This window comes from Thermococcus sp. 101 C5 (assembly GCF_009372125.1).
Lineage (GTDB): Archaea > Methanobacteriota_B > Thermococci > Thermococcales > Thermococcaceae > Thermococcus_A > Thermococcus_A bergensis.
Genome location: NZ_WHIZ01000015.1, coordinates 1 through 25767, shown reverse-complemented (window position 1 = coordinate 25767; position 25767 = coordinate 1). Strand labels below are relative to the sequence as shown.

The window sequence follows — 25767 nt, the reverse complement described above, 5'->3', positions numbered from 1 at the left end:
TATAAAGGCCGCGGAGGAGTTACACTCGAAGAAATTTGGTTGGTGAAAAAATGAAAGTTGAAAAAGGAGATTTCGTGGTTTTTAACTACGTTGGGAAGTTTGAAAACGGGGAGATATTCGATACAACTTATGAGGATATCGCTAAAGAAGCCGGCATTTATGTGGAAGACAGGACATATGGGCCTCTGGGTGCTAATGTAGGTGTTGGCGAGCTTATCCCCGGAATGGATGAAGCCCTTGTAGGAATGGAAGTTGGAGAGAAGAAAACTATAGTGGTCCCTCCCGAAAAGGGTTACGGGATGCCGAGAGAAGACTTGATAGTCGACGTTCCAAAAAGTGAGTTTGAAAAGGCCGGCATAGAACCCACCGAGGGAGCATACATAATGACCGACAGCGGAATAGCAAGGATAACAGCAATTACAGAAGAAAGCGTTACTTTAGACTTCAACCACCCATTGGCAGGGAAAACAGTAATATTTGAAGTGGAAATAGTGGATATAGAAAAGGCAAAGCCAGAATCACATGAAGCCTGATATCTGAACCCTGGTAGCCACAAGGAATATTATCTCTCCAAGTATAGCCAGCATTGCGCTGTATTTGAAGCCTGCGGAGAACTTCCCTTCTCTTATTATTCCAATCCCCAAGCCTGAAACTATGGCCTGTATTGCCACGAACGCAAGGGAAATATTTCCTATCGCTTCTAAGGGCAGAGTAAACCCCATTTCGGGAGAACTCATGCTATTCATAATTTGGGAAACAATTCCTAGGATAGCTGGCCCTATGAACCCACTTGCAATTATAAAGAACATTGCCTGCATTCCAGTCGAAGCTTTCCTCTCCTTTTTTATTCTCAGTATTTCACGGACGTCGTTGGCAACTGCCACAAGCACATCCGCCATTGGGGCTCCTCTTTCATAAGCCTCCAAGATAATCATCGTAGAGCGGTAAATTATCGAAGATTTCCTATTTCTTATTGCAAAAGCTTTTAGAGCTTCTATTGTTGATCTGCCCTTCTTTATCTCCTGCACGGTTCTCTTGAATTCTTCCGTCAATGCCCCAAACCTCGCAGTTGAAGCTTCCTCTAAAGCCTCTGAGAAAGAAACACCTGCTCTCAAAGAGCTTGCAATGTAGAAGAACGCATCGGGAAGATTTTTTTCCATGTCTTCTATCTTCTTGGATAGGAGGTAGTATGGATAAACATACGCAATTCCCAAAAACACCGCAAGAGATAGTGGAATTGCGTAGATCTTGACTGGAGACAGAATGAAAACTATTACCCCTACAACGGATGCCAGCAGTAAGGATACCAGCAAAAATTCAAGCGCCAAAAATGATATTCCCGCTGAATACAAAAAGAGCTCATATCTTCTAACCCACCTCTGGGGAAGTACTTTTTCAAGGGCCTTCGCAAGAGGTCGGAGGAATTTAATTTCGGCCAAATTTAATCACCTCGGCTCACTACGTTTTATCATAAATACGACTAGTGTTGAAATAGCCGGAAATCCAAACAGCAGAATGACTGCCAATCCCTCAACAGGCATCGCTAGCCCCCTATTCATTAAAGAAGCAGCCAGTATAGCCACAACGAATAACGTGGGCATTATTATGGTTATGAACATATAGACAAAGGCGACACCGTTTACTTTTTGGATGTATTCCACGAGCTTCATCCGGTATTCAAAGGAAAAGTCTTCGGCAAGTTTGTAGAGAATATCCGCCAAGTTTCCACCGAATTTTGTGGCCCTAAGGATCTGCTTCACGACTCTGCTAACGCTTTCAGAGGACATCTTTTCCTCAAACCTGGTCAGTGCATCCTCAAACGACGTGCCACCATGCATCTCTCTTATCATAAGCTCAAATTCCTCAGAGATTGGACCATAATCGGCATTGGCAACTGACACCATTGCCTCAGCTATGCCAACACCGGCACTTAAGAGCGATGCCATGTGTCTCAAAACATAGGGAAGAGCTTTTTCTACCTCTACAACCCTTCTCCGCCATACTATTTTGGGGTAGTTTCTCATATACAGGAATCCACCAATAAAGCCAAGTATCCCAAGCATCAGGGAGATGTCAGCTGGCATGAGGAGGAGAACGCCCATTAAAAAAGCAAAAATTGCAGTGAAAATGGAAACACCCAGCATCAATGCAACGAACTGCTCTTTACTCATTTTAATGTTTGCCCTCAGGAGATCATAGTCAAGTCCCTTTATAGACCTGGTAAATGACTCAACCGGGCCCTTAAAGTGCCTAAGCATGAATTCCGAGAATCTATGAGTGAAAGATTTCCCCAGCTCTTTTTTTCTCCATTCAACAATCTCTTCAAGCTCTTTCTCAAACCGTTCTTCCCTCTCTTGGGAGACCTCTTCCTGAAGTTTTTTCAGGAGTTGAAGTCTCTCTTGGAGCGTTAGGGTTTTAGGAATTCTTGAAATAGGGCGTTCGCTAACCTCTATAGTTTTTTCACCCAGCCTTTCAATGAATTTAAGTATTTTCTCTTTTATCCCCAAGTCTTCTCACCCTAGATGACTGTTCTAACTTTCTCAGTTAGCTCAATTGAGGCATCCCTCTCTATTCTTCTCAGCAACTCTTCATGATCAATGTAGAATTCTCTAATGTAGTGTCCAACCTCTTCTATACTTCTTATTCCCTTCTCTACCATCCACTGGAGGACAACTTCTCTCTTCACTCTCTCCTCTAGGAGCTCATCCATTGTTAAACCTGTATGCTCAGCAAGCTGGTTCATGACCCTACTTGGCACTCCCGTGTGGTAAAGCTCATCCTTTGCTGGATTGTACTTATAGATAGTGTTCAGCTGAACGCTTTCTCCTTCTATTCCGGAAACCTCAGCTATCTCGGTGATCCTTCTTATGGTTCCTTTCTTTCTGTTGTTGAACCTTACCTGCATTATGATGACATCCAAAGCAGGAATCATGATTCTTGGAACACTCATTGGCGGGCTCTCAAGCCTTACGATTGTTTCTCTGGCTGAGTTAGAGTGAATCGTGCCCATACAGTTTGACACCAGTATTCCATTGGCTACATAATTGTGATCATCTTCCACTGTGAGATCATAGAGGTATTCAATACCTAGCTCTCTCGGGTCGACTTCTTCAACACTTACAACTTCATCCCAATAGACATCTCCTTCGGCTATCAGTTGGAGTCTCTTCCCCATTACCCAAGCTTCTTCATCGCCGATGTCTTTGGCCACCTGCTGAAGAGCAAGGGCTATTCCCTTGAGTGCAGAACGCCTTATTTCCCTAGCCCTTCCTTTTTCTATATGTCTGATAAGGCTCTCAGAAACTTTTTCTCCTGCATAGTGAGAGGCTAGTTTTGACAGCTCAGCCACGGTAAGGTTCAGCCTCAAACGTAGGGGTCTTATCATTTCCCCGGAGATTGGAACGCGGTAGGTTCTCCTTCCACGATAAGCCCTCTTAGTCTTCAGAATCTCTTCAAGTTTGGCAACCTTCTTCGAATGATGGAGCGGTATAAGGCTCTTGAACTTCCTGAGATCCTCAACCCCGCTTATAGTTATTCTGAAAATTTCTCCCTTCTTGAAGCCTCTGTTCTTCACACGGGAGACCGTGCTTATTATTCCAAGTCTCTGAAGTGCATACCATATCTTTCTTGCCGCATTTTCACTCTTTGTTGTTAGAATAATAGAAGGTCCGCTCTCATCCACATATCCATCAGCATCAAACACTCCAGCTATGAAGTACCTTACAAGGTCGTCATGAGAAAGAACAACATCCGGAACATCCCAGACTTCAGACTTCTTGCCCTTAGGTATGCCGAATATCCTCAAGAGCATCTCAGCAAAGATTTTGGAACCAACTGTTACAACAGTACACTTTCCACTGATCTTTGTCTGCGGAGAATACTCCGGCAGAAACTTCGAGATAGCATTTACAAAGGCATTCCTATATCCTTCATCATCAAAAGTGGCTGAGAGGTGGTAGCCATTGGAAGCTATATAACCGTCGCCGAGGAGTACTCCAGCAATATAGGCAAGATCGCCGTCCACTTCCCTAACCAATTTCACAGGATTTGAGTTAATAGAGAGCAGATATTCGGCATTTTCTGGCGGAAGTCCATTGTTTGGAACCTTTACCATTCCATTTCCATTAGGAACAAGGTAGTAATCACTTATTCCTACGTAAATGTTTGGATCCACAAGGGCTTTACGCTGGGGCGGCTTGGGTGGGCGCATCATTACAGCAACCCTATCTCCAACACTAATCTTTCCAGCTTCTTTTCTCACGACATCCCCGTTAGAGAACACAAAGAAGGGATGGGTCTTGGTCAGAATAACCTCATTACCAGTCCTTGTTCGTATGCGCATTAGCTTCTCTCCTTCCCTTACTTTCCTCCTCCATACTCTTGAAACTACGTGCTTGCCCGCTTTAAGGTCAGCTCCAACACTAACAACTTCGAAGCGATCCTTTTCCTCAAGGACTATATACTCAAGATCCTTGTATCTCTCAATTCTGTCTGAGTATTTTTTGAAAAGCTCTTCCACCAAATCCCCAATAAGGACAAACCTACTGTCAGAGAGCTGAATAACGGAAAAGTCATAAAGGGCACCATTATGACCCGTGTTCATTGCCGTGAACATCGTTCTAGCCTCTGGTCCTCTGACCTCACCGACGATAATCCTGTCCGGACGCATTCTCAAAGTGTTCTTGACGAGATCATCCATGGTTATTTCTCCCTTTCCTTCTATGTTTGGAGGCCTTGTTTCAAGCCTTACCCAGTGTTCAATTGGTAGTTGAAGTTCTGCTGTATCTTCAATACTTATGACACGCTCACTGGGGGGAATGAACATTGCCAGTGAGTTAAGAGTAGTAGTCTTACCCGAACCGGTACCTCCGGCAACGAGGACGTTTGCGGGCTTCACTCCAAGACCATCAATAAAAATCCAAAGCAGAGACGCAACTTCCAAGTTGAATGTGCCGTACTTCAGGAGATCAATTATCGTAAGGGGATCTTTTTTGAATTTTCTTATGGTTAACGTAGGCCCATCTAAGCTAACGGGTCTAATAGTCGCGTTTACTCTACTTCCATCAGGCAAACGAGCATCTAAGAGCGGGGTTTGCTGATCAATTCTTCTTCCAACCTGCCTTGCTATACGTTCAATAATGTTTAATATCTCCCTCTCGTCATCAAAAAAGATGTTAGTTTTGCACATGTAAAACTTTCTGTGCCACACGTATACTGGTCTTCTCGTTCCTATTACCATAACTTCTTCCAGGTTATCGTCCCTAACAAGGGGATCGAGTTTTCCGTAACCTATCATGTTCTGGACAACCAGATTTACAAGAACTTCCATTCTTGCCTCGGAGATAGCCGGAGCAAGTTCACGCATTATGTTTTTAACAGCCCTTCCAAATATCCTTCTCCTCTCCTCCGGATCGGGAATGCTCTCGGGATCTATTTGTATTTCTGCAATTGCCCTGTCTCTGACGATTTTTACTAGCTTTTCTTCCTCTTCACTTAATTTTGGAAGGCGTATTTCATAGATTGGAATGGGCTCCCCCTTAACTCTAAGGATTCTCACATTTCCATACACATCAAGAACTTCCGCCTCTTCCCCTGAATAAGTGGGAATGGGAACACTTGGGGATCCCCTTGTGGACTTTAGTATGTCCTGTAAGCTGGTTCCACCCCTATCCTCTGTCAATACAGGTTTTGAAGGAGTTTTAATTTCTGGCACAATGGGGGATATTTCTTCCTTGGCCTTAGGTTTTTCTTCTTCTCTTCGTCCTTCTTTTATTATATCCTTTAAAGGAGCCGCTTCTTCACTTAAGATCTCTTCTATCCATGATAAGCCTGAACGTTTTTTCTTTTTCTCCTCCAAATTCACTCACCCTCATGAGATTTTCCCATTTGACGTTATATGTGATTTCGAGCTTATTACCTAAAAATGCTATCCAGACAGGATAATCAAATTTTAGCTCAGGTTTTTTAGATATCTCCCCTAACTCTGGCTCTTCTTTGCTTCCCGAAAGTAAACCAGTTCCAGAGGAAACAACTATCCTAGAAGAAAGCTTTGAGAGAGCATCTGAGCTTTCTTCAGATGTTCTGTCCAAATACCTAGGCATGTACTCCCTAACGTATTGAGCGTATTGAGAAAGGATCGTATCAACGTATTCACTGTATTTCATTGTGTACTCTGGAGTGAAGTCGCTCATTTCAGCCCCTTCAAAGAGTACTGGTAGTCCTATGGCAATGTACTTTGAATTTTCGGGTGATGGGTTTTCTATCGTTACTTGAACCCTTCCGCTGTACTTGAGCACCTTCACATAACCATCCGAAATAAAGAACGTATCAACCGCATAGTACTTCTGAGGATAGAGGATTAACTGAGGATATATAGGGCTGTAAAATATGTTTGGACCTTCCACTCCGCTTATTGTGCCTGTGGATAAAGGTTCGTTAATCTTTACATTCACCTGAAGCGTTTCATACGGGGCAATCCAGAACCCCATGTTGTTTACAATCCCAATCTCTCCACCTTTTCTAACCAGAGTGTATTCGTAATCAGGATTTATTAAAACGAATTTGTAAAATGGGCCAGCATTAACCAAGGTAACGTTTAAATCAACCGTGGCGGATGCGTTAACACTTTCTTGCGCATTAACTAACCCCGAAACTAGCAAAATAAGGAAAAAAAGCGAAAGTATCCTCCTTACCATCCCAATCACCCAGTAATCTTTGTTACATAGAGGGCGTTTCTATACTTAAGGAGGTCTTCAACGAATTCTGCTGGGACTTCAACTATCACCAAGACCTTAGCAGTGGGTTCTGTAGCCAATAACCCCGTGCTTTGCTCAAGGTCAAGGACCCTCCACTTGTACCTTGCGAGCTGCTCCTTAACTTCATCTGCCGCAGCTATCTTGTTGGCCGCAATGGCCTTTAATATCTCGTTTAGCTTCACATTGTAAGTGTAAGATGCACTTACCGTCTGTGAGCTTGATTGGCTTACGGAATGGCTTTCCTCTGTACTCTGCTCGTAAGAGATTGATTGGTCTCCTGGAGCATAGTTCTCAGAGTAGCTATCCGAATATGATGTATCCGAAGTTGTTTGTATATTCTTAGTTTCCTGCTGTGACTCGGATATTGCAATTACACCGGAATCAGTCAGGAAGAGAACCATATTTACATATCCTTCATCTGCTATCTTCCTAATAACTGTGGAGTTTATTTGGGCAAAGATCTTTATCTTGTCTCCTGAGGAAAGGAAGGCACCATTAACGTTCTCCCTTGGTAAGACCAAAGCAACTTGCACCATTTCAGCTTTCTCTATTGTGTACTGGAGAAGTTCGGTAAAATCTGTAACTTTGCTGAGTATGTACTTTGCCTCTGTTTTTGTGTATACACTTTTTTCTGTTCCTTTCTTGAGGATAACCTTTTGTGTAGGTGTGTTATCTATGAGGTAGTAGTAATATTTTCTCCATAGCTCGAGCAAGTACGGGTTGGGGTCAATTAAAGATACTTCATCTTTTGTTTTTGCGGAATTAACTCTCTCCTTTAATTGGTTTAGAGTTTGAATAGCTTCGCTCTTTATATCTTCTGGGAGGGGCTGAGAAAGGAGAAGTTCAAAAGATTGCTCTATTTGTGATAACTTTGTGCTCTTTGCCTGTTGAAGCTCCTTCTCAAGACGCTCTTGCTCTAATTGAGCTTTTCTCTGCTCTGCTATTGTCCTAACGTTTATCTTCTCGAGTTCCTCTATACTTTTTGCCTGGTTAATTTGCTCTATTAATTGCACCTTCATGGTATCATTTTCAAGCTCACCAGTGAAATACTTGTTGACCTCTTTAATCTTTGCAAGTTTGGCTTCTTGAAGCTGTTTTGCGGCACGATTTTGATAGGTTGTGTACACCCCTATGATAACAGCAATGAGAATGACAGCTATAATAGATGCACCTATAATTATCCTTTTACGTCTCTCCCTTTCCCTAAGCCTTCCCAATCTTGAAGGCTTTCTGGGAGGGGAAGCTCTTGGGACAGGAGCAGCAGGGGCTGCTTTCTCCTCTTTCTCCTCAACAGAAACTCTGCCCAATTCTCTCAAACGCCTTATTTTTTCTTCAATATCCTCCGCCACGGTCAGCACCACCGGATAATATTTAACTCCTCTTAAACTAAGAGTCCTAGTAAATATTTTAGGCTTTATCCCTTATTTACCTTTTGGTGGTGGATGGTGGAAAGGCTAATAATAAAAGCTGTAGAGATTAAAGGAAAGTGTCCGGTATTCAAGGTCGGGGATAAGGTAGTTATAGAAGGGCCAAAAGTCAACTTAAAAGAGACCGATGCGATCTGCACCCATGCATTTGCGTCTTTCCTCCCCTACATAGTGGCACTGCGAAAAGGAATTAAGGCTTCAGAGATAGGACTTGGGAAAGGGGAAAAAGCCTATGTGCAGTGCCTCGACCCCGGACCCCCGTACACGGATGGAGGAACGGTAATATTTGAAATAACGGTGGTAAGAGATGAAGCAGAAGAAAGCATGGAGAGTAGTGAGAGAAGCGATTAAAGAGGGAGACATTGTAGTAGAGGTAGTTGATGCTCGCGACCCAATTGGGACGAGAAACCTAAAAGTAGAACGCCTTGTCCAAGAAGAAGGAAAAAGGCTTCTCATAGTGATGAATAAAGCCGATTTAGTCCCAAAGGAGTGGGCTGAAGAGTACAAGAGGAAACATAAGGACATCCCAATAGTGTTCATCAGCGCAAGGGAGAGAAAGGGAACCGGAATGCTGAGGAAGGAGATCAAAAAGCTCGCAAAGGAACTCTTCCAAGAAGGCAAAGAGAAAGTGAAGGTTGTCCTAGTAGGCTATCCCAACGTTGGGAAGAGCACAATAATAAACGTGCTGAAAGGTAAGCATGCTGTTGGAACGGCACCAATACCGGGATATACAAAAGGAAAGCAACTTATTAAGCTTTCAAAAAAGATATGGTTAGTTGATTCCCCGGGAGTTGTTCCGATAGATGATTTTGACGAGCTCGTTATTAGAGGAGGCTTTCCGGCGGATAAGATTGAAGATCCCGTCAAACCGGCATTAAAGCTTATAAAAAGAATTTTAGAAACCAGAAAAGAAGCAATTACCGAAAAGTATGGGGTAGAGGAGTTTGAAAATGAAGAGCAAATTCTTGAAGCTATCGGCAGAAAGAAAGGTCTTCTAGGGAAGGGAGGCAAAGTTAATCTGGAAGAGGCCGCCCGTTATTTCCTAAGGGAATGGCAAACCGGAAGATTCACCCTTTTTGGAAGAGAGGAAGAAAAAAAAGAGTTTTTCATTCGGGATTTCGAAGAAATTCTCGACGAAATCGAGAAGGAACACCTCTTAGACCCCAGAAGAATACTCTGGAAATATGGAGAAAAGCTAACCCTTGATAACAAGAAGAGGATCGGATTTAGAGAAATTGAGGGATTTACAGTGGGAATAGCAACAGGATTTAAAAAGTGCGACTCTGCAATAAAATTCCTCGAGGAAATAACAAAGAAAAAGGTCATCGCAAGCGAGTGCTTTGGGGGGAAGTGGAAGGGCGTAGTAGCAATTCTGGAGTGATGGGGAATGAAGTTCATATTAACAACCTCACAGGGAATTGAAGATTTAGCAAAAAGAGAAGTTGAGATGCTCATTGAAAAGGCTGGACTAAAGGGAAAAGCAAAAGAGAAGCCCTTTGGGGTTGAGGGAAGAATAACAGCAGAGATTGAGAAAGGATATTATTTTGATGAAAAAGGGAAGAAGAGGGAGTTTGAAATAGCCTCCTTTTTGAACGAAAACTCCAGACTTCTGCACAGGGTTATTCTCCACATATCTTCAACAAGACTAACCAGCTTAGAAAAAGAAAATGCCCTCCAAGAGATTTATGATTTTGTGTTCAACTCCCCTATTGAAAAATATGTAAAGGTAAGTGAAAGCTTTGCAGTTAGGAGTTTTAGAAAGGGAGAGCACGAGTTTACAAGCATTGATATAGCAAAAACTGTTGGAAGTGCCATCTACGATAAACTTTCACAGTTTGGAATGCCGAGGGTGAACCTCGATCATCCTTCAGTGATTTTCAGAGCAGAGGTCATTGACGATGTCTTCTTCCTCGGGGTAGACACTACCGGCGATAGCTCACTCCACAAAAGGCCTTGGCGCGTTTACGACCATCCGGCCCATCTAAAGGCAAGTATAGCAAACGCGATGATAGAGCTTGCAGAGCTTGATGGCGGAAGTGTTGTAGACCCGATGTGTGGAAGCGGGACAATCTTAATCGAGCTCGCTTTGAGAGAGTACAAGGGAAGAATCACCGGTATTGAGAAGTATAAAAAGCATTTAAACGGTGCAAAAATGAACGCTTTAGCGGCTGGAGTGCTTGATAAGATTGAGTTTATTCATGGAGATGCCACGAAGCTCTCTCAATACATCGAAAGTGTTGATTTTGCCATAAGCAACCTCCCCTACGGGCTGAAGATAGGAAGAAAGAGCATGATACCAGAGCTTTATATGAAGTTTTTTAGTGAGCTCTCAAAAGTCCTTGAAAAGAGGGGGGTTTTCATAACAACCGAAAAAAAGGCGATAGAGAAGGCATTTGAAGAAAATGGATTTACAATTATCCATCACCGTTTAGTTGGGCACGGCGGCTTGATAGTTCACCTATATGTTATTAAATAGATCTCAGTAGTTTATATATCTATATAGTTTTTAGACAATACTATATTTTATTGCGACAATCTTTATATTATCTAAGGCTTCTCCCATTAACGGGTGAAGCAAATGAAAGGAACATTAGCAACTCTCTTGGTTTTAGTAATAGCAGTTTCTTTATTCGCCAGCGGATGTATAAGCTCAAATGAGCAGGATCAAACCCCAACTCAAAGCAACTCCAACCCTGAAAAAAGCCTTGTGACAATACGCACAACTGGGGCAACATTTCCCCAATATCAAGTTCAGAAGTGGATTGAAGCTTATATGAAGACTAACCCCAATGTAAAGATCGAATATGAAGGTGGCGGAAGCGGTCACGGACAAGATGCTTTCCTTAAGGGTATAACCCATATTGGAAGAACTGATCCGCCGGTTAAGGAATCAACTTGGAAGAAGTTTCTTGAAACTGGCGATCAACCCTTGCAATTCCCATGGATAGTGGGGGCAGTTGTGATTGCTTATAACGTGCCCGGTGTTGATGAACTTAAACTCGATGGTGAAACCCTTGCAAAGATATTCATGGGCGAAATAGAGTACTGGGATGATCCAGCAATAAAGTCCCTGAACCCCAACGTACAGCTCCCCAACAAGAAGATAATCGTCATTCATAGAAGTGATTCAAGTGGGACCACCGCCGTGTTCACTACCTACCTAACCCTCGTAAGTAAGGAATGGGCCGAGAAAGTTGGAGCTGGAAAGACTGTTGACTGGCCAGTTGATAAGCTCGGAAGGGGAATTGGTGGAAAAGGTAATCCTGGAGTTGTTCAAGCCCTAAAGAGCACGGAATATAGCATAGCTTATACTGAGCTCTCCTTCGCTATAGAAGAGAACCTTAAAGTTGTAGCACTTAAAAACAAAGCTGGAAACTTCGTAAAACCAACCGATGAAACCATAAAAGCAGCAGTTGCAGCAGTTAAGTCTTTTATCCCCGATCCTACGGAGGGATACAAAGAAGACCCTGCTCAGCTCATGAATGCTCCTGGAGAGAATGCCTACCCAATAATAGCATTTACTCACGCTCTCGTCTGGCAGAACAAAGGTGGAAAGCACTACACCAAGGAAGAAGCTGAAGCAATAAAAGACTTTTTGAGATGGGTTCTTACTGAAGGCCAAAAGCCCGAGAACATTGCCCCAGGTTATGTAGGCCTTCCACCGGAAGTTGCTCAGATCGGCTTAAAGGCAGTTGAGATGATCCAAACCGGCTGATTCCTTTTCCTTTTTTGGTGATATCAATGAGAGTGGGAGTAAACACATACATTGTGCAGGAGATAAGTGGAAAAGGATTTCCCATTGACGAGCTCAAAGTCGAAGTCTTAGAGCTTAACTTCGATGACACACCAGTATTAACCAAAAAAGGCATCAATTGGGAAATTTTAAAGAAGTTATCTGGTCTTGACGTAGAATTCACCCTCCATGCACCCACAGCAGATGGAAAGAACATTAATATTGACTTAGGACGCTACAGTAGAATGAATATTATAACAATGAAGAATGTCTTCAAAGTAGCCAACAGACTTAATGCAAAAATTGTTGTTTTACATGGAGGTAACATAAAAGAAAGCTACCACCGGGCGTTTATTAATACGCGGAAACAGATAATGGAAATAGCAAGCATGGCGGAGGATTACGACGTTAGGTTGCTTATTGAAAACCTTACCGATGTAAGCATTGGAACATTTCCACATGAACTGCTTTCTCTTATGGGGAACAATGTCTCGATGTGTTTAGATATAGGCCATGCCTTTCTCACAGCAATAAAGTGGGGCCTTCCTCTCGATGAGTTTATTTTACTGTCTCCATACGTAGAAGAGCTTCACGTTCATGACAACCACGGCAACTTTGATGAACACCTACTCCCGGGAGAGGGAATGATTGGATGGAATTATGTTGAGAAGTTTATTAAAAGTACACGCCCAAAATACCTAATTCTTGAAATTAAGCAGTTCTCCAGCATGGAGGCTGTTATCAATGCAACTCAGCAGGTTAAGAAAAATATAAGGGGGTGATCCAATGAGAATGGATGGATTCAAAGCAATTGCAATAGTGGCAGTTTTTGTTGTGTTTGCTGTTTTTGCAGGGATGCTTGTTATTTACTTCACAAACGCAGTTCCTGCATTTCACAGATTTGGTATAGATGTCTATCTCAAAAATATCTGGAATGCTGCTGAAGAGCCCTCAAGAGAAGCATATGGGATAGCTGCGGCCATATGGGGGAGTTTTTACACATCGCTAATTGCTGTGTTAATAGCATTGCCTCTTTCAATATCATATTCAATTTTTGTCGTCGACTATGCGCCAAAGCGATTGAAAAATGTCATAATTATACTCTCAGACGTTATGGCAGGACTACCAACTATAATCTATGGTATATGGGGAGCTTTTGTGTTGGTTCCTCTTTTGAGAGATTATGTTATGCAGTTCCTTTATGATCATCTTTCATTTATACCGCTCTTCTCTTATCCCCCAATTACCGGCTACAGCTATCTTTCAGCAGGTATTCTTCTTGCCATCATGGTTACTCCTTTTGCATCTGCCATAATCAGAGAGGCTTATGAGATGATACCTTATACCTACCGGGAAGCCGCTTATGCGCTTGGGGCAACAAAATATGAAGCCACAAAACTTTTAATAGGCTACATAAAGCCTGCCATTCTTTCTGGGTTTATTCTCGCCTTTGGAAGGGCCATTGGAGAAACGGTAGCAGTTTCTCTTGTAATAGGCAATACGTTCAATCTAACTTGGAAGCTCTTCGCACCAGGATATACAATTTCGTCCTTAATAGCTAACCAGTTTGGAAACGCATTCATCTATGAGTATATGACTCCAGTTCTTTATGCAGCCGGACTCGCCCTCTTCATCATAGGCCTCGGGATCAACATTATCGGATTAAGATTCATAAGGAGGTGGGAGGAGAATGTCAAGCTTTGAAGTGAGAAAACAGAAAGAGAGGCTTTTCTTAATAGGAATAGGAAGTCTCACATTCCTCGCACTACTTCCTCTCTTTCACATAATAGCTACAGTCTTTAGGAATGGATTACCTGTTATTATCAAGGGGGGTCTAAACTTCCTTACTGGAACATTTTCTAATGGTGGGATTGGGCCAGCCATTATAGGAACATTCGCACTAACCTTCCTCGCTTCCCTGTTGGGACTTCCAATAGCCTTTCTGGTTGGCCTCTATGCCTATGAATTCCCAAGAAGCACAATAGGTAGATGGACAAAGATGCTCCTCCAGATAATGATTGAGTTTCCAACGATATTAGTTGGAGTTTTCGTTATGCAGGTTCTTGTCGTACCAATGGGAACTTACTCGGCATTTGCTGGTGCCTTGGCCTTAGCAATAATTCTAATGCCCTATGTTGCTATTTATACTCACGAAGCGATGCGTGAGATTCCTTTCACTTATCGTGAAGCAGGGTACTCTCTCGGGCTTACAAGAATCAAGGTACTCCTCAAGATTCTGGCACCAATGGCAAAGCGTGGAATTTTTACAGGGGTTCTAATAGGTGTTGCCAAAGTCGCAGGAGAGACTGCGCCATTACTATTCACTGCAGGTGGCCTCTATGAGAGTTACCCCTCCTCAGTAACCAAGCCCATTGGCTCAATATCCCTCCTCATATACCAGCTTGTTCAGAGCCCAAGTCCAGCAGATCATGAAATGGCCTGGGGAGCCTCTTTAATCCTGCTTATTGTTTTCCTTGGAATATTCATCCCAATAAGACTTAGCTTAAAGGAGGTGAAACTATGAGGTTTGCTATAGAAACGGTTAACCTTCATATCTACTATGGCTCTAACCATGTGATAAAGGGAGTAAATCTCCAAATTCCAGAGAAGGGTGTTTTTGCCCTAATGGGTCCCAGTGGATGTGGAAAATCAACTATGCTGAGAACATTCAACAGGCTTATAGAACTTAACGAAGAGGCTAGGATTGAGGGAGAAGTGAAGCTCTTCGGGAAGAATATTTATTCCTCTGATGTCGATCCTATAGAGGTCAGAAAGCAGGTTGGTATGGTATTTCAGTATCCAAATCCATTTCCCCACCTCACTATATATGATAACGTTGCAATAGGGTTGAAACTAAATAGGCTTGTATCCTCAAAAGAAGAGATGGATAAGAGAGTGGAATGGGCTCTAAAGAAAGCCGCACTTTGGGATGAAGTAAAAGACAGACTAAAGGATTATCCTTCAAGCCTTTCTGGAGGACAAAGGCAGAGACTGGTAATAGCAAGGGCATTAGCTATGAAACCAAAAATACTTTTAATGGATGAACCTACTGCCAACATTGATCCGGTGGGAACATCAAAGATAGAAGAACTGCTTTTTGAACTCAGAAAAGATTATACAATCGTTTTAGTTACACATTCACCCGCTCAAGCTGCTAGAATTAGTAATTACGTAGGGTTCTTGTATTTGGGTGAATTGATAGAAGTAGGACCAACAAGGAAGGTGTTTGAAAACCCAGAGCATGAGCTAACTGAGCAGTATGTTACGGGGGTGTTGGGATGAGAAAGCTCTTAGAGTTGGGGCTAAAACAGATGGAAAAACTTCTTCAAGAAATGGGAGAAACAACAATAGAATGTGCCAATTCTATTGAGAAAATTTTAGATGGAGACTGGGACAACATAGAAGACAAATCAAGCAAGTTACACATTTTGAGAGAAGAAATAATAGATATAGCCACAGAGCTTCTCGTACGATACCAACCGGTGGCTTCTGATCTTAGGTACATACAGGCATCTATAGATGTAAGTTACGACCTTTACAGAATTTCAAGATATGCAATGGAGATAGAGAGAACAATAAAAATAACAAATCCTAATTGTGAGTTCCGAGATGTTAAGAATGCTCTCAAAACCGTTAATGAGATGATTAAAACAGCCGTGGAAGCGTTTTTGTCCAAAGATGAACTCTTGGTAGGAAAGCTCATAGAGATGGATACAAAAATAGACAGAATGTACATAGACTCAATAAAGGCACTAAAGGAACAACCAGATCTTTGCAAAGCAGTTGAGGCTCTGATAATCAGGCACCTAGAAAGAATAAGTGACCACGCCAAATATATTGGTGGGGCAACTATCTATGTAAAAAATGGAAAGAGGATTTAATTTACTCTTTTTATTTTAACTAACACAGAATACTTCTCTCAGCAAGCACCCCCTCCCTCAAAGTTCCAATTCCCTCTATCCACGCCTCAACAACATCGCCATGTCTCAGAGGTTCAACGCCTTCAGGGGTTCCAGTTGCAATTATGTCGCCTTTCTCAAGGGTCATTATACTTGAAACGTACTCTATTATCTCATCTATCTTGAATATCATCTTGCTCGTCCTTGAGAGCTGCCTTATTTCGCCGTTAACCTTGAGGCCAATTTCAAGGTCGTCAACGTTTATTTCCCTCTTATCAACTATTCTCGGCCCTATGGGAGCAAAGGTATCAAATCCCTTTGCCACAGTCCATGGAAGACCTTTTTTCTTTGCTTCCCACTGGAGATCTCGGGCGGTTATATCCATTAAGATGGTATAGCCAAGAACGTAGTCCATGGCTTTCGCCCTTGGAATGTTCTTACCCCTCTTTCCAATTATCACAGCAAGCTCTACCTCGTGATCAACGTGATTACTCTTTCTCGGCAAGATTATCGTTTGACCGGGCCCTATAAGTGCGGAAGGAGGTTTCAAGAAGATTACCGGTTCTTCGGGAACTTCGTGCCCAAGTTCCCTTGCATGTTCAGCGTAATTTCTTCCAAGACAGATTATTTTGCTCGGCTTAACCTCGTAAAAGCCATCTCTAAAGGGTAAACGAATCATGTGATCACCAAGTAAAATTACAATTTTGGAGCTTATAAACTCTGAGGATATAGGACGCTAACCAAAAATTTGAAGAATTGGGAGCTATCTCCTCAAAGGCTCCGGAATGGCTTTGTCCCACTGCTCCCTTGCCAATTCTCCAGTATATTTGAACTTCTCAACAAGCTTTTTAGCCTCTTCCCTCTTCTTCTGGTGCTCTCTCAAGAAGTTTTGAACCTTTTCTATGAGATAGCGCTTGCATTGGCCGCATAAGAGTTCTCCATTCTTGCATGCGTGATATCTCTCAATCAAAGCTTTATCATCAGGTTCAAAGAATATTTCGAGCCATTTGAACACAACACACTTATCCGGCTCTCCCCCAAGCTCCCTCTGCTCCTTTGCTGTAGCTCTTCCTCCTGTGAGTGCGTATTTCCATATTTTTCTACCAGCTTCTTCAGGATCATCTGTTAGGTAAATAGCAGTTTCTGGCTTTGAGGCGCTCATTTTACCTCCAAGACCCATCAAACCTGGAACGAACTTTGAGTGCAAGGCGGCTGCTTTGTAATATCCCAAACTCTCGGCAAAATCCCTCTGTATTCTCCAGTAGGGATCTTGGTCTATAGCTGCAGGAATAAGGGAACGTTTTTTCTCAAAGAAAGTAGGCGCAGCTTGGATTGCCGGGTAGAATATCATTCCGATTTTGCTCTGGTCGTTAAACCCAAAAACGGCTTTTGCCATTGAATAGGTGACTTTCTTTGCTATTGGAATCGCCATCTCGTAGATTTTGGTGAACTCACTATCCTGAAAGATGAACGTCTTATCCGGATCAAAGCCCACCGCTATGATGTCGAGAATGTTTTCATACGCCCACTTCTTAGTCTCCTCAAAGGTTAGATTGGGCTTGAAGAGGAACTTCTCATCGTCTGTTATTTGAATGTACAGGTTAACTCCGAAATTCTCCTGAAGCCATTTTGTTGCAAAGAAGGGGATTATGTGTCCGATGTGCATCGGCCCACTTGGGCCTCTCCCCGTGTAGAGGAAAAAGCCTCTACCCTCTTCGTAGTCCTTGAGTACAAGGTCATAGTCTCTATGGGAGAAGAAAAACCTCCTCCTAAAGTATATCGGAAGCTCACTTTTGGTAAGCTCTTTGGTCTTCTCAAGCAGCTCTTCGGTGAGCGGCGTCGTTCCAAACTCCGTAATGAGCCTGTCGTAATCTACTACACCCTTTACTTCCCATGGAGTTACCTCAAATTCCATCCAGAACACCTCCAGAAATCAAACTAACCAAAAGAGGAATCCAGATTTCATCACCAAAGCCAAAAGCAATCACCGTGCATGGTCTAAAAGTGGAAAATAAAAATATAAAGTTTTCCCCAAGGCAACCCTAAATCGTCTCTCTAAGATACCGCCCGTACTTGACCAAAGCGTAAACCGCATCAACCCCATCCTCGACTGTTTCAAAAACCGGTACTCCTGTCTTTTCTATTCTTCTCGCCATCCTCTCCGGGAATTCACCACCGGGAGCTATGAAAACTATTGGCTTTCCGTACTTCTGCATTTCGCCCACTTTTTCCACGATGCCTTCATCTAAAGCCGGGCTCTGGAAGAGAGCTATAACAACCAAAACATCAACGTTCTCATCCTCTAAAGCATAGCGCATAGCAATCTCATATCTGCTAGAGGGAGCGTCTCCAATTATGTCGATGGGATTCCTGTAACTCATGTGGTACGGGAGCTTTCCTTCTTCTATCGCCCTGGCGAATTTCTCTTTGGTCTCCTCACTGAGCTCGGCCATTTTTAATCCTACCTCAAGAATTCCATCGCTCATCATTACTCCAGCTCCGCCACCGTTGGTAACTATTGCCACCCTGTCTCCTTCTGCTGGCTTCTGCATTGCCAGCACCTTAGCATAGTTAAAGAGCTGTCTCATGCTTCTCGCTTCTAAAACCCCTGTCTGCTCAAAAGCGGCTTTATAAATGGCATAGCTGCCCGCCAAGCTGCCGGTATGGGAGGCGGCAGCTTTAGCCCCAGCTTCAGTCCTTCCGCTCTTAAGAATTACTACGGGCTTCTTTTTGGTAGTCTCTTTAGCAACTCTAAAGAACTTCCGTCCATCTTTAACTCCCTCAAGGTATGCCGTGATAACCTTAGTGGCCTCATCGTCCTTCAAATACTCCATGAAGTCGCTCTCATCAAGGTCTGCCATGTTTCCGAGGCTTATGAATTTGCTCATACCGACTTCATGTCTTGCAGCCCAGTCGAGGATAGCAGCCCCAAAGGCACCGCTCTGGCTCATAAAGGCTATTCCACCAAATCCCGGTCTTGCTTGCCTTTCCGGTGGATTGAATGTGCAGTCGAAGCCGTTTTCAATATTTGTGATGCCCAAACAGTTGGGTCCCACGACTCTTATGTTCCATTTTCTCGCAACTTCAACGAGCTTCTCCTCAAGCTCTACGTTTCCAGCCTCTTTAAAGCCTGCAGAGATTACAACAGCCCCCTTTACTCCTTTCTGACCACATTCCTCAAGCACCTGAGGGACAAACTTCCCGGGAATCGCTATAACTGCAACATCAACTTCTTCCGGTATCTCTAAAACGCTTTTATACGCTTTAAGCCCCATGACTTCGGTTTCCCTAGCATTTACCGGATAAACCTTGCCCTTAAAACCAAAGTTTATGAGATTTTTCATTATAGCGTTTCCAATTTTTCCCTCTTTGTTTGATGCCCCAATAACAGCAACGCTTTTCGGATAGAACAAGAAGTCCAGATTCATGCCCTTTCCCCCCACAACAGTGACCATATCTGGTGTTTGATGTGGGAATTTTACATTTATAAAATTTTCCAGATTTGGGAAAAGGTTATATTCTATAACGTTCAAATTCTTATTAAAACGTTAAAATTGGTGAGGGCAATGAAAAAGAAGGTTAAACTAGTCACAGACCCAGAAGTGATAAAGCTAATGCTTGAGGATACAAGAAGACAGATATTGAAGTTGCTTAGAAATAGGGAGATGACCATTTCACAGCTCAGCGAAATCCTCGGGAAAACTCCGCAGACAATCTACCACCACATCGAGAAGCTAAAGGAAGCCGGCCTTGTGGAGGTAAAAAGAACAGAAATGAAAGGGAACTTGGTGGAAAAATACTACGGAAGGACTGCAGACGCGTTCTACATAAATCTATACCTCGGAGATGACGAGCTCAGATACCTAGCCAGGTCAAGGTTGAAGACAAAGCTCGATATCTTCAAAGCCCTTGGCTATAAATTCGATGAGGAAGAGCTTTTGAACATAATGGACAGACTCCTAGAGAAAGAACATTCCTATACAGCAAAAATCTCTGCAGAGATGGAGGAAAAAGAGGACGCCCTTAAGGAATTCTCGGATGAGGACATAATCCACGCCATTGACTGGCTCACCATGGCAGAGCTTGGAAGGGACGAAGAGGCAATAGCTCTCCTGAGAAAGCTCGGAGAAACACTTAAAAAGGAATAAATTCAAAGGGAAACGGGATAGAAAATGGCAAGAGGAATTAGACTTCTCGTGCTGGATGTGCTTAAACCCCACCAGCCTATGGTTACTGAGCTAGCTTTGGGATTAAGTGAGCTGAAAGGTGTTGATGGAGTTAATATTACCCTCGTGGAGATAGACAAAGAAACGGAAAACGTAAAGATAACCATCGTTGGGGACAATCTGGACTATGAAGAGATTGTAAGGACAATAGAAGAGTTTGGTGGAGTTGTGCACAGCATTGATATGGTTGCCGCAGGAAAGAAGATTATTGAGGAGAGCGAAACCCCCCAAGACAAGCTAGAAGAGTTTTGAGAGCAGAGGACTCATGAAAGAGGTACTGATTGTTACTGATCCCGAGAAAATTAAGCTATTGGGGGATAGAACAAGGCTTGAGATAGTCAATCTGCTTAGAGAACGCCCCATGTCTGTTCCTGAACTTAGTGCTATGCTAAAAAAGAGCCCCTCAACGATATATCGACACATAAACCTTCTTGAAAAAGCGGGATTTGTGGAAGAAGTTGGGAGAGATGGAAACGAAACCCTCTATCGAAGAAGTGCAAGGATATTTTTGATTGCACCTTATCAAGATGGGACGTGGCAACACCAACAATGAAGGCCATCCATCGCCAGGAGGCAGAAACGCTCTATAATCTATTCAAGAATGCCGGATTTGAGATTGACGATAAAAAGACTTTCATAGAGGTTCTTGAAAGATTCCTGACAACAATAGAGAGGCTTTCAAGAGATTTAATCAAGCGACTGGAGGGTTTTGATTTAAACCCCTTAGAGTTCATTCACATAATGAATCTTTTAGTATTGCTCACTTCTCCCAAGTTACAAGGGGAGGCAAAAGAATTAAGGAAACTCCTAAAATTGGAGGATTAAAATTCAAGAACCCACTTGATAGCGAATGGGACTTTTTTAGCAACCTCCAAAGCGGTGAAGTTTTCTCCCATCTCCTCTCTTACCATATCCCCTGCTAGGCCGTTCAAGAAAGCACCAGCGCTTGCGGCTCTCAACGGCGTGTTGCCCAATGCGAGCAATGCCCCAACTATTCCAGCCAGCACGTCTCCAGTTCCTCCTGTCGTCATACCCCGGTTTCCGGTTTTGTTGTACCTCCAGATTTTGCCGTCACTTATTATATCGTAAGCTCCCTTGAGCAGGATAGTGCCATTCACTGCCCTGGCTTTCTCCATTACCTGCTTCGCCTTCTCTTCAAGATTCCCCTCAGGTTTTTCACCAAATAAAATCCTGAATTCACCGGCATGAGGCGTCAAAACAAACTTTTTGCCTTTAAGAACATCTAAATCATCGACAATAGCCTTTAAAGCATCGGCATCTATAACAATGGGCTTTTCACACCAGCGGAGGAACTCGACAACAAAGTCTTTTGTCTCCGGTCTTTCCCCAATTCCAGGGCCAACAACAACTGCATCGACATTATCGGCAATTGCCAAAACATCCTCAACGTCTTCTTTTGTAAAGTTTTTACCCTCGAAGGGACGCAAAATTACGTCAGGGTCATTTATTCTTCTAGCAGAGTATTCGGGCATCGCTAGGTACACCAAATCCACTATGTAGCTCGCCGCTTTCGCTGCCAAGTACGGAGCCCCAAAGTAGTCCTCGCTCCCCCCAATTATGAGAAGCTTTCCATTTTGCCCTTTGTGCTCACCCTTCTTTCTTAAAGCAAACTTTGCATCTCCTGGCCCTATGAGGTGATATAGCTCTTTTGGATACCCAATCTTCGCTATAACTCTTTCAAAGCCAGCATACTCTTCTTTATCCCACTGGAAAGTTACTGCAAAGTCGCACCTAACGCGAACATCGCTTGGATAGCCGCTCGGAAGGTCAACGCTCACTATCTTGGCTTTTCCAGCGTATTCGTTTATTTTCTCCACAGCAGAACGTATGGGCTCGCGAGGTTCTCCTTTGCTCCCTGCTCCCAACAGAGCATCGACTATAACATCGAACTCATCGAGATTTAGGGGTTTTATCTGACTTGAGTCTTTGAGGACTTTTATTGTGACAAAATCGAGCTTCTTCAGTATCTCCCAGTTGTGCCTCGCTTCCTCGCTCCCGATTTTTACCTCATCTCCCACCAAGAAAAGCGTTACATTGTTCTCAAAGCTGAGGTGTCTAGCGGCTACGAATCCATCGCCACCATTGTTACCCGTACTAGAAAAGACTGCTATTTTTAGGCCCTTACCAAACTTCTCCTCTATAACCCTTGCAACCCCAGCACCAGCGTTCTCCATGAGCTGGTAAGGGGTTATACCGAGCCATTTCGCGTTGATATCCCAGATGTAAACGTCCTCGATTCTCATAAGCCACCACCCCATGGAAATTCGGAGTCCATAACTTTAACTTTTTCTCCAGAGAGTTCCTCACAGTAGAAAGGCAAGTGCGTTTCCCATCCGAAAATTTAGAAAGAAGGCCCATCTTCAGAGCCTATAGAACTCCTCAAGGTTCAAGAGCTTTCTCCCAATTATTGCCTCAATCGCAAAGAGGGCAGAACTTGCACACCCATCCACGCCGGAGCTAAGCTCTTGAGCTGAGTCGCCAGCAACGTAGAGGTTCTTTATTGGCGTTTCCGGGCCAAGTCTCCTCTCCCAGTACCAGTCAATAGTTCTCCCGATTCCGTCCACTATTGGGAACATGACCTCCGCCTTCCAGTCCCAGTCGTTCTCAAAGTCGAAGTTGGGGAAGAGGGCCTCTAAATCAGCCACCATCTTTTTCGCCAGCTCCTTCTTGTTAGTTTTTTCATCGGCCAGAACCGCTATGCTTAGAGGGTAATTCCCCTCGGGGGCCTGCTTGAGTTCAGGACTCACTTCGTAGATGAGATAGTAGGAGTCCACGTTCTTAACCTCCGAACGGGGCACCATTATCCACGTCCCCACGGGTTTTTTTGTAAGGGGTCTTTTTGCTCCTCCTATGATTAGGAAGAGCTTTGTGGCCTCTTTTTCTCCTTCCCTAAGTCTCTCCGCGAACTCTTCGGGAAGGTTTTCCTCCTTTATCAGGTGAAGGAGGTAGTAGGCGGGTGCCGCGAAGAGAACCTTTCTCGATTCAATGGTCTTTTTACCGATCTTTAGTCCCTTAGCTTCTCCATTTTCAACGATTATCTCGGTCACGTTTGTCCCGAGGTGCACCTCTCCGCCGTTTTCCTCTATCGTTTTCCTAAGGGCCTCCGCTATCGCCCCCACTCCTCCCTCCGCGGAAAAGAGGGGAGTCTTATAGCGTTTAATCCCCCTGAGGTAGGCCTTCATGCAGAGTATAAGATCCCCTGCGGAGTTCCTTTCGGTGTCTATTATCGTCTGGTAGCCCGCAACAAAGCCGTCCGTGAAGAGCTCCCTTGCGTTCTCATCGAATCCAAACTCATCATAAAGCTCCTCCAGCGGCCTGTAGGCCCATTTTTCCATAACCTCCCCAAAGCTAACCTTCTCTACGTAGGAGAGGAACTTCCTGAGCCTGAGCTTTGACCTTAGAGGTATCCATGGATAGGCTCTGAGTTGTTCCAAAAACCCAACCGGGGGCTGGTAGAGCCCGCCGTTTTTGTAGAAGTAAGGCATGTTGAGGGGTACAAACTTGAAGTGCCTCTTCGCACCCAGCCTGTCGAGGATGAACTCGAGATAGCTGTTGGTGGCAAAGACGTGGTGCCCAAAGTCAACACGGTAATCCTCCCTCTCCGCCCACCCCCATTCCTTTGGGGTTCTTGTGGCGGCCCTTCCACCAACGAAGTTGTTCCTTTCGAAAACCGCTACACGGTACCCCTCCTTTGCAAGGAGAGAGCCTGCAAGCAGACCAGTAAAGCCAGCTCCAACAATAGCAACATCGTACATTCTAAACACCCAGAATTTTAGGCTTTGTAAGTATTTAACTCTTGTGCTGAGTGAACAGAGGAAAAAGAATCTTGGAAAAGTCTAATTACTGATAAAAAGCGATCCTTCTCATTCGAGGGATTGTGTGAGGAGCATTGGAAAGAAGCTAAGGAAGTTCTTGAACTCGAAGAAGTCCATCCTCGTTTACGGGGGTGGAAGTTTCGACCATCCTCTCGGCTAAATAGTACAGAATTTGAGAAAACTGCATAAATCCTCAAAAGATAAAGGGATTTTTCAAGAACTCATCTCTGCATGCTTAAACTGGCTTTTCTTGTTGCTAGCACCCCGTCCTCAATGCGCATGAGCACCACCACTAAAAATTTGTAACGGACATCATAAAAGACTATCTTTCCCTGCAGAAAGAGAGGAAAGGGGAAAGAACAAAAAATCCCAAGAGATAAATAACAAAATCATCAACCCAATTCATAAATTACTGGGGCTTCTTTTGAAATTTTTCATCTTTAGGTCGAGAAGAACTCAATAGCTCCATTATTATAATAAACAAAACTGAAACGAGGTAAATAACCAAGAGATTCCTGAATTTTTCTGTTGGTGGCACTGCATGAGTTGCTACTGGGTGGGGAAGAAGCTGCAATATCCCATACCCAATTATGGCAAAGCCAATAACAATAACCAACATAACACCGAAAATCAGTTCCCTTGTAACCCCCGAGGACATTCAGACCACCAAGAAATGGTGAGTACTAAAAAACAAAAAAATTACTCTAAAAAATTTCCCCAAGTTCTGTTATTGTTGCTACCCACACTACATAGATAACAATAAACAAAAGCAAATAGCTTAAGAAGAGCCTCAACCTTCGATTTCTTATTTTCTTAAGTCCAAAAACCTCAAAACCAGCATAGGAGTGGACAAGGAGCAAAACAGAGAAGCCATATCTTATAAGCCGGTATGAATGGAGCGTTGGAGCATTCTGGTATGAGACCAAGCCAAAAGTAAAGATTGAGATCACCTTAGGGCTTACAATCCCATATCCCGTGATAATAAGAATAAAAGAGAAAACAAAAAGCGGAACCGCTGTAAGTTCCACAATCCTAAATGGCCTCATGGCTTTTCACCAATATATGCATCATCCGGATAGCCTTCGCTCTCGTAAGTTCCCAAGAAGTTGTAATCCACAACCTCTATCTTAATCAAATACTTGATCCATTTGTATCCCCACATTCCAGGGGCTGTTTTCTAAATGGTTAAAATCGTAAAGTTTATATATTTTGTGTCATTGTTTGTAATAGGGGTGTGCAGTATGAAGCTTTATCGGACAGGGAAAGCGGCACAGCTCCTTGGCATTAGCAAGCCGACACTCCTCAGAAAAATCAAAGCCGGCGAGATTAAAGCATACAGGGTCGGAAAAGAATACAGAATTCCAGAAAGCGAGATTAAAAGACTCCTCGAAGGCAAAACCCCCGACAAGGTTGTAATTTACGCCAGAGTATCAAGCAGAGACCAGAAAGAAGACCTTGAAAGACAGGTCGAATACCTCAAAAACTACTGCGCATCAAAAGGCTACCAAGTTGCAAAAATCATCACAGACATTTCCTCAGGACTGAACGAGAACAGGAAGGGGTTAAAACAGCTCTTCAAACTCATTGAAAGCGGGGAAATAACAAAAGTCGTGATAACTTACAAGGACAGGCTCACCCGCTTTGGATTCAAATACCTTGAGCAGTATTTCAACTCACACGGGGTTGAGATTGAAGTAATCTTTGATGATGAAGAGAAGACACCGGAAAAGGAACTTGTTGAGGACTTGTTAGCCATCGTAACCTCTTTTGCTGGAAAGCTTTATGGAATGCGTTCTCACAAGAAAAAACGCCTTGTCGAGGCGGTAAAGAATGCCCTCAGAGACGATTAAACTCACGGCAAAATTCAAACTCAAAACAGAACCTGAAGGGT

General features: G+C 43.4%; 27 protein-coding genes. 15 read left to right on the top strand and 12 right to left on the bottom strand.

Features of this window, described 5'->3' with window-relative positions:
• Positions 1 to 50: 50 nt before the first annotated feature.
• Positions 51 to 533 (top strand): peptidylprolyl isomerase, encoded by a 483-nt coding sequence (locus GBV73_RS03655; RefSeq protein WP_152879369.1) that lies wholly within the window; start codon positions 51 to 53, stop codon positions 531 to 533.
• Here GBV73_RS03655 and GBV73_RS03650 read toward each other — a convergent pair.
• From GBV73_RS03650 to GBV73_RS03630, 5 genes are read right to left on the bottom strand one after another with little or no spacing between them, the layout of a single operon-like run.
• The gene (locus GBV73_RS03650) at positions 519 to 1439 is read right to left on the bottom strand and encodes a type II secretion system F family protein (RefSeq protein WP_042698211.1); all 921 of its coding nucleotides are present in this window, start codon (positions 1437 to 1439) and stop codon (positions 519 to 521) included. The genes GBV73_RS03655 and GBV73_RS03650 overlap by 15 nt on opposite strands.
• Positions 1440 to 1445: 6 nt before the next feature.
• Positions 1446 to 2507: a type II secretion system F family protein gene (locus GBV73_RS03645; RefSeq protein WP_152879367.1), complete on the bottom strand. Its 1062-nt coding sequence runs from the start codon at positions 2505 to 2507 to the stop codon at positions 1446 to 1448.
• Positions 2508 to 2518: 11 nt separating this feature from the next.
• Entirely contained in the window at positions 2519 to 5857 is a 3339-nt protein-coding gene (locus GBV73_RS03640) for an ATPase, T2SS/T4P/T4SS family (RefSeq protein WP_152879364.1), read from the bottom strand.
• On the bottom strand, positions 5799 to 6695 hold the full coding sequence (locus tag GBV73_RS03635; RefSeq protein WP_152879362.1) for a hypothetical protein: 897 nt from the start codon (positions 6693 to 6695) through the stop codon (positions 5799 to 5801). The genes GBV73_RS03640 and GBV73_RS03635 overlap by 59 nt, the downstream gene beginning before the upstream one ends.
• Before the next feature lie 5 nt (positions 6696 to 6700).
• Positions 6701 to 8104: a DUF515 domain-containing protein gene (locus GBV73_RS03630; protein ID WP_371717000.1), complete on the bottom strand. Its 1404-nt coding sequence runs from the start codon at positions 8102 to 8104 to the stop codon at positions 6701 to 6703.
• A 96-nt stretch (positions 8105 to 8200) separates the two neighbouring features.
• On the opposite strand from GBV73_RS03630, the gene GBV73_RS03625 reads away from it, so the two are divergent.
• From GBV73_RS03625 to GBV73_RS03585, 9 genes are all read left to right on the top strand, one after another.
• Positions 8201 to 8533, top strand: a complete 333-nt coding sequence (locus GBV73_RS03625; RefSeq protein WP_048874688.1) for a TIGR04076 family protein — start codon at positions 8201 to 8203, stop codon at positions 8531 to 8533.
• A complete protein-coding gene (locus tag GBV73_RS03620) occupies positions 8490 to 9563 on the top strand; it encodes a GTPase (RefSeq protein WP_152879360.1) in 1074 nt (357 codons plus the stop codon). Before GBV73_RS03625 ends, GBV73_RS03620 begins: the two co-directional genes overlap by 44 nt.
• Positions 9564 to 9569: 6 nt before the next feature.
• Positions 9570 to 10658, top strand: a complete 1089-nt coding sequence (trm14, locus tag GBV73_RS03615) for a tRNA (guanine(6)-N2)-methyltransferase (protein WP_152879358.1) — start codon at positions 9570 to 9572, stop codon at positions 10656 to 10658.
• A 102-nt stretch (positions 10659 to 10760) separates the two neighbouring features.
• Positions 10761 to 11897, top strand: coding sequence for a phosphate ABC transporter substrate-binding protein PstS (gene pstS, locus GBV73_RS03610; RefSeq protein WP_152879356.1), 1137 nt, complete (start codon positions 10761 to 10763; stop codon positions 11895 to 11897).
• A gap of 26 nt (positions 11898 to 11923) precedes the next feature.
• Positions 11924 to 12697, top strand: a complete 774-nt coding sequence (locus GBV73_RS03605; RefSeq protein WP_152879354.1) for a sugar phosphate isomerase/epimerase family protein — start codon at positions 11924 to 11926, stop codon at positions 12695 to 12697.
• A 4-nt stretch (positions 12698 to 12701) separates the two neighbouring features.
• Complete coding sequence (pstC, locus tag GBV73_RS03600) at positions 12702 to 13619, top strand: phosphate ABC transporter permease subunit PstC (protein ID WP_152879352.1); 918 nt, start codon at positions 12702 to 12704, stop codon at positions 13617 to 13619.
• Complete coding sequence (gene pstA, locus GBV73_RS03595; RefSeq protein ID WP_152879350.1) at positions 13606 to 14439, top strand: phosphate ABC transporter permease PstA; 834 nt, start codon at positions 13606 to 13608, stop codon at positions 14437 to 14439. The genes pstC and pstA overlap by 14 nt, the downstream gene beginning before the upstream one ends.
• Complete coding sequence (locus GBV73_RS03590; protein WP_087036258.1) at positions 14436 to 15197, top strand: phosphate ABC transporter ATP-binding protein; 762 nt, start codon at positions 14436 to 14438, stop codon at positions 15195 to 15197. The genes pstA and GBV73_RS03590 overlap by 4 nt, the downstream gene beginning before the upstream one ends.
• Positions 15194 to 15796, top strand: a complete 603-nt coding sequence (locus tag GBV73_RS03585; RefSeq protein WP_172967196.1) for a phosphate uptake regulator PhoU — start codon at positions 15194 to 15196, stop codon at positions 15794 to 15796. Before GBV73_RS03590 ends, GBV73_RS03585 begins: the two co-directional genes overlap by 4 nt.
• 19 nt (positions 15797 to 15815) lie before the next feature.
• On the opposite strand, the gene GBV73_RS03580 is transcribed toward GBV73_RS03585, so the two are convergent.
• The 3 genes from GBV73_RS03580 to GBV73_RS03570 all read right to left on the bottom strand — a co-directional run bounded on the left by GBV73_RS03580 (position 15816) and on the right by GBV73_RS03570 (position 19242).
• Positions 15816 to 16493: a fumarylacetoacetate hydrolase family protein gene (locus tag GBV73_RS03580; protein WP_152879348.1), complete on the bottom strand. Its 678-nt coding sequence runs from the start codon at positions 16491 to 16493 to the stop codon at positions 15816 to 15818.
• An 84-nt stretch (positions 16494 to 16577) separates the two neighbouring features.
• A complete protein-coding gene (locus GBV73_RS03575; protein WP_152879346.1) occupies positions 16578 to 17729 on the bottom strand; it encodes a tryptophan--tRNA ligase in 1152 nt (383 codons plus the stop codon).
• A 127-nt stretch (positions 17730 to 17856) separates the two neighbouring features.
• Positions 17857 to 19242, bottom strand: a complete 1386-nt coding sequence (locus tag GBV73_RS03570) for an acetate--CoA ligase family protein (RefSeq protein ID WP_152879344.1) — start codon at positions 19240 to 19242, stop codon at positions 17857 to 17859.
• A gap of 138 nt (positions 19243 to 19380) precedes the next feature.
• Between GBV73_RS03570 and GBV73_RS03565 the strand changes: the two genes are divergently transcribed.
• The 4 genes from GBV73_RS03565 to GBV73_RS11295 are packed head-to-tail and all read left to right on the top strand — an operon-like array spanning position 19381 to position 20865.
• Positions 19381 to 19962 (top strand): winged helix-turn-helix domain-containing protein, encoded by a 582-nt coding sequence (locus tag GBV73_RS03565; RefSeq protein WP_042698260.1) that lies wholly within the window; start codon positions 19381 to 19383, stop codon positions 19960 to 19962.
• A gap of 24 nt (positions 19963 to 19986) precedes the next feature.
• Positions 19987 to 20292, top strand: coding sequence for a DUF211 domain-containing protein (locus GBV73_RS03560; RefSeq protein WP_042698262.1), 306 nt, complete (start codon positions 19987 to 19989; stop codon positions 20290 to 20292).
• A gap of 13 nt (positions 20293 to 20305) precedes the next feature.
• Positions 20306 to 20593 carry a transcriptional regulator gene (locus tag GBV73_RS11300; protein ID WP_253910291.1) on the top strand — a complete coding sequence of 96 codons (288 nt, stop codon included), beginning with the start codon at positions 20306 to 20308 and terminating at the stop codon, positions 20591 to 20593.
• On the top strand, positions 20575 to 20865 hold the full coding sequence (locus tag GBV73_RS11295; protein ID WP_253910290.1) for a hypothetical protein: 291 nt from the start codon (positions 20575 to 20577) through the stop codon (positions 20863 to 20865). The genes GBV73_RS11300 and GBV73_RS11295 overlap by 19 nt, the downstream gene beginning before the upstream one ends.
• On the opposite strand, the gene GBV73_RS03550 is transcribed toward GBV73_RS11295, so the two are convergent.
• The 4 genes from GBV73_RS03550 to GBV73_RS03535 form a co-directional block, all read right to left on the bottom strand.
• Complete coding sequence (locus GBV73_RS03550) at positions 20862 to 22304, bottom strand: NAD(P)H-hydrate dehydratase (RefSeq protein ID WP_152879342.1); 1443 nt, start codon at positions 22302 to 22304, stop codon at positions 20862 to 20864. The genes GBV73_RS11295 and GBV73_RS03550 overlap by 4 nt on opposite strands.
• Positions 22305 to 22421: 117 nt before the next feature.
• Positions 22422 to 23816: an NAD(P)/FAD-dependent oxidoreductase gene (locus GBV73_RS03545; protein ID WP_042698269.1), complete on the bottom strand. Its 1395-nt coding sequence runs from the start codon at positions 23814 to 23816 to the stop codon at positions 22422 to 22424.
• A gap of 469 nt (positions 23817 to 24285) precedes the next feature.
• Complete coding sequence (locus GBV73_RS03540) at positions 24286 to 24534, bottom strand: hypothetical protein (protein WP_152879338.1); 249 nt, start codon at positions 24532 to 24534, stop codon at positions 24286 to 24288.
• A 46-nt stretch (positions 24535 to 24580) separates the two neighbouring features.
• Entirely contained in the window at positions 24581 to 24922 is a 342-nt protein-coding gene (locus GBV73_RS03535; protein ID WP_042698275.1) for a hypothetical protein, read from the bottom strand.
• A 195-nt stretch (positions 24923 to 25117) separates the two neighbouring features.
• Between GBV73_RS03535 and GBV73_RS03530 the strand changes: the two genes are divergently transcribed.
• Complete coding sequence (locus tag GBV73_RS03530) at positions 25118 to 25726, top strand: IS607 family transposase (protein WP_152879336.1); 609 nt, start codon at positions 25118 to 25120, stop codon at positions 25724 to 25726.
• Positions 25727 to 25767 lie beyond the last annotated feature (41 nt).

Coding starts and splice junctions, on each gene's coding strand:
- GBV73_RS03655 (WP_152879369.1), top strand. CDS start 51: ATGAAAGTTGAAAAAGGAGATTTCGTGGTTTTTAACTACGTTGGGAAG.
- GBV73_RS03635 (WP_152879362.1), bottom strand. CDS start 6,695: ATGGTAAGGAGGATACTTTCGCTTTTTTTCCTTATTTTGCTAGTTTCG.
- GBV73_RS03620 (WP_152879360.1), top strand. CDS start 8,490: ATGAAGCAGAAGAAAGCATGGAGAGTAGTGAGAGAAGCGATTAAAGAG.
- trm14 (WP_152879358.1), top strand. CDS start 9,570: ATGAAGTTCATATTAACAACCTCACAGGGAATTGAAGATTTAGCAAAA.
- pstS (WP_152879356.1), top strand. CDS start 10,761: ATGAAAGGAACATTAGCAACTCTCTTGGTTTTAGTAATAGCAGTTTCT.
- GBV73_RS03605 (WP_152879354.1), top strand. CDS start 11,924: ATGAGAGTGGGAGTAAACACATACATTGTGCAGGAGATAAGTGGAAAA.
- pstC (WP_152879352.1), top strand. CDS start 12,702: ATGAGAATGGATGGATTCAAAGCAATTGCAATAGTGGCAGTTTTTGTT.
- pstA (WP_152879350.1), top strand. CDS start 13,606: ATGTCAAGCTTTGAAGTGAGAAAACAGAAAGAGAGGCTTTTCTTAATA.
- GBV73_RS03590 (WP_087036258.1), top strand. CDS start 14,436: ATGAGGTTTGCTATAGAAACGGTTAACCTTCATATCTACTATGGCTCT.
- GBV73_RS03585 (WP_172967196.1), top strand. CDS start 15,194: ATGAGAAAGCTCTTAGAGTTGGGGCTAAAACAGATGGAAAAACTTCTT.
- GBV73_RS03580 (WP_152879348.1), bottom strand. CDS start 16,493: ATGATTCGTTTACCCTTTAGAGATGGCTTTTACGAGGTTAAGCCGAGC.
- GBV73_RS03575 (WP_152879346.1), bottom strand. CDS start 17,729: ATGGAATTTGAGGTAACTCCATGGGAAGTAAAGGGTGTAGTAGATTAC.
- GBV73_RS03570 (WP_152879344.1), bottom strand. CDS start 19,242: ATGAATCTGGACTTCTTGTTCTATCCGAAAAGCGTTGCTGTTATTGGG.
- GBV73_RS03565 (WP_042698260.1), top strand. CDS start 19,381: ATGAAAAAGAAGGTTAAACTAGTCACAGACCCAGAAGTGATAAAGCTA.
- GBV73_RS03560 (WP_042698262.1), top strand. CDS start 19,987: ATGGCAAGAGGAATTAGACTTCTCGTGCTGGATGTGCTTAAACCCCAC.
- GBV73_RS11300 (WP_253910291.1), top strand. CDS start 20,306: ATGAAAGAGGTACTGATTGTTACTGATCCCGAGAAAATTAAGCTATTG.
- GBV73_RS03550 (WP_152879342.1), bottom strand. CDS start 22,304: ATGAGAATCGAGGACGTTTACATCTGGGATATCAACGCGAAATGGCTC.
- GBV73_RS03545 (WP_042698269.1), bottom strand. CDS start 23,816: ATGTACGATGTTGCTATTGTTGGAGCTGGCTTTACTGGTCTGCTTGCA.
- GBV73_RS03540 (WP_152879338.1), bottom strand. CDS start 24,534: ATGTCCTCGGGGGTTACAAGGGAACTGATTTTCGGTGTTATGTTGGTT.
- GBV73_RS03535 (WP_042698275.1), bottom strand. CDS start 24,922: ATGAGGCCATTTAGGATTGTGGAACTTACAGCGGTTCCGCTTTTTGTT.
- GBV73_RS03530 (WP_152879336.1), top strand. CDS start 25,118: ATGAAGCTTTATCGGACAGGGAAAGCGGCACAGCTCCTTGGCATTAGC.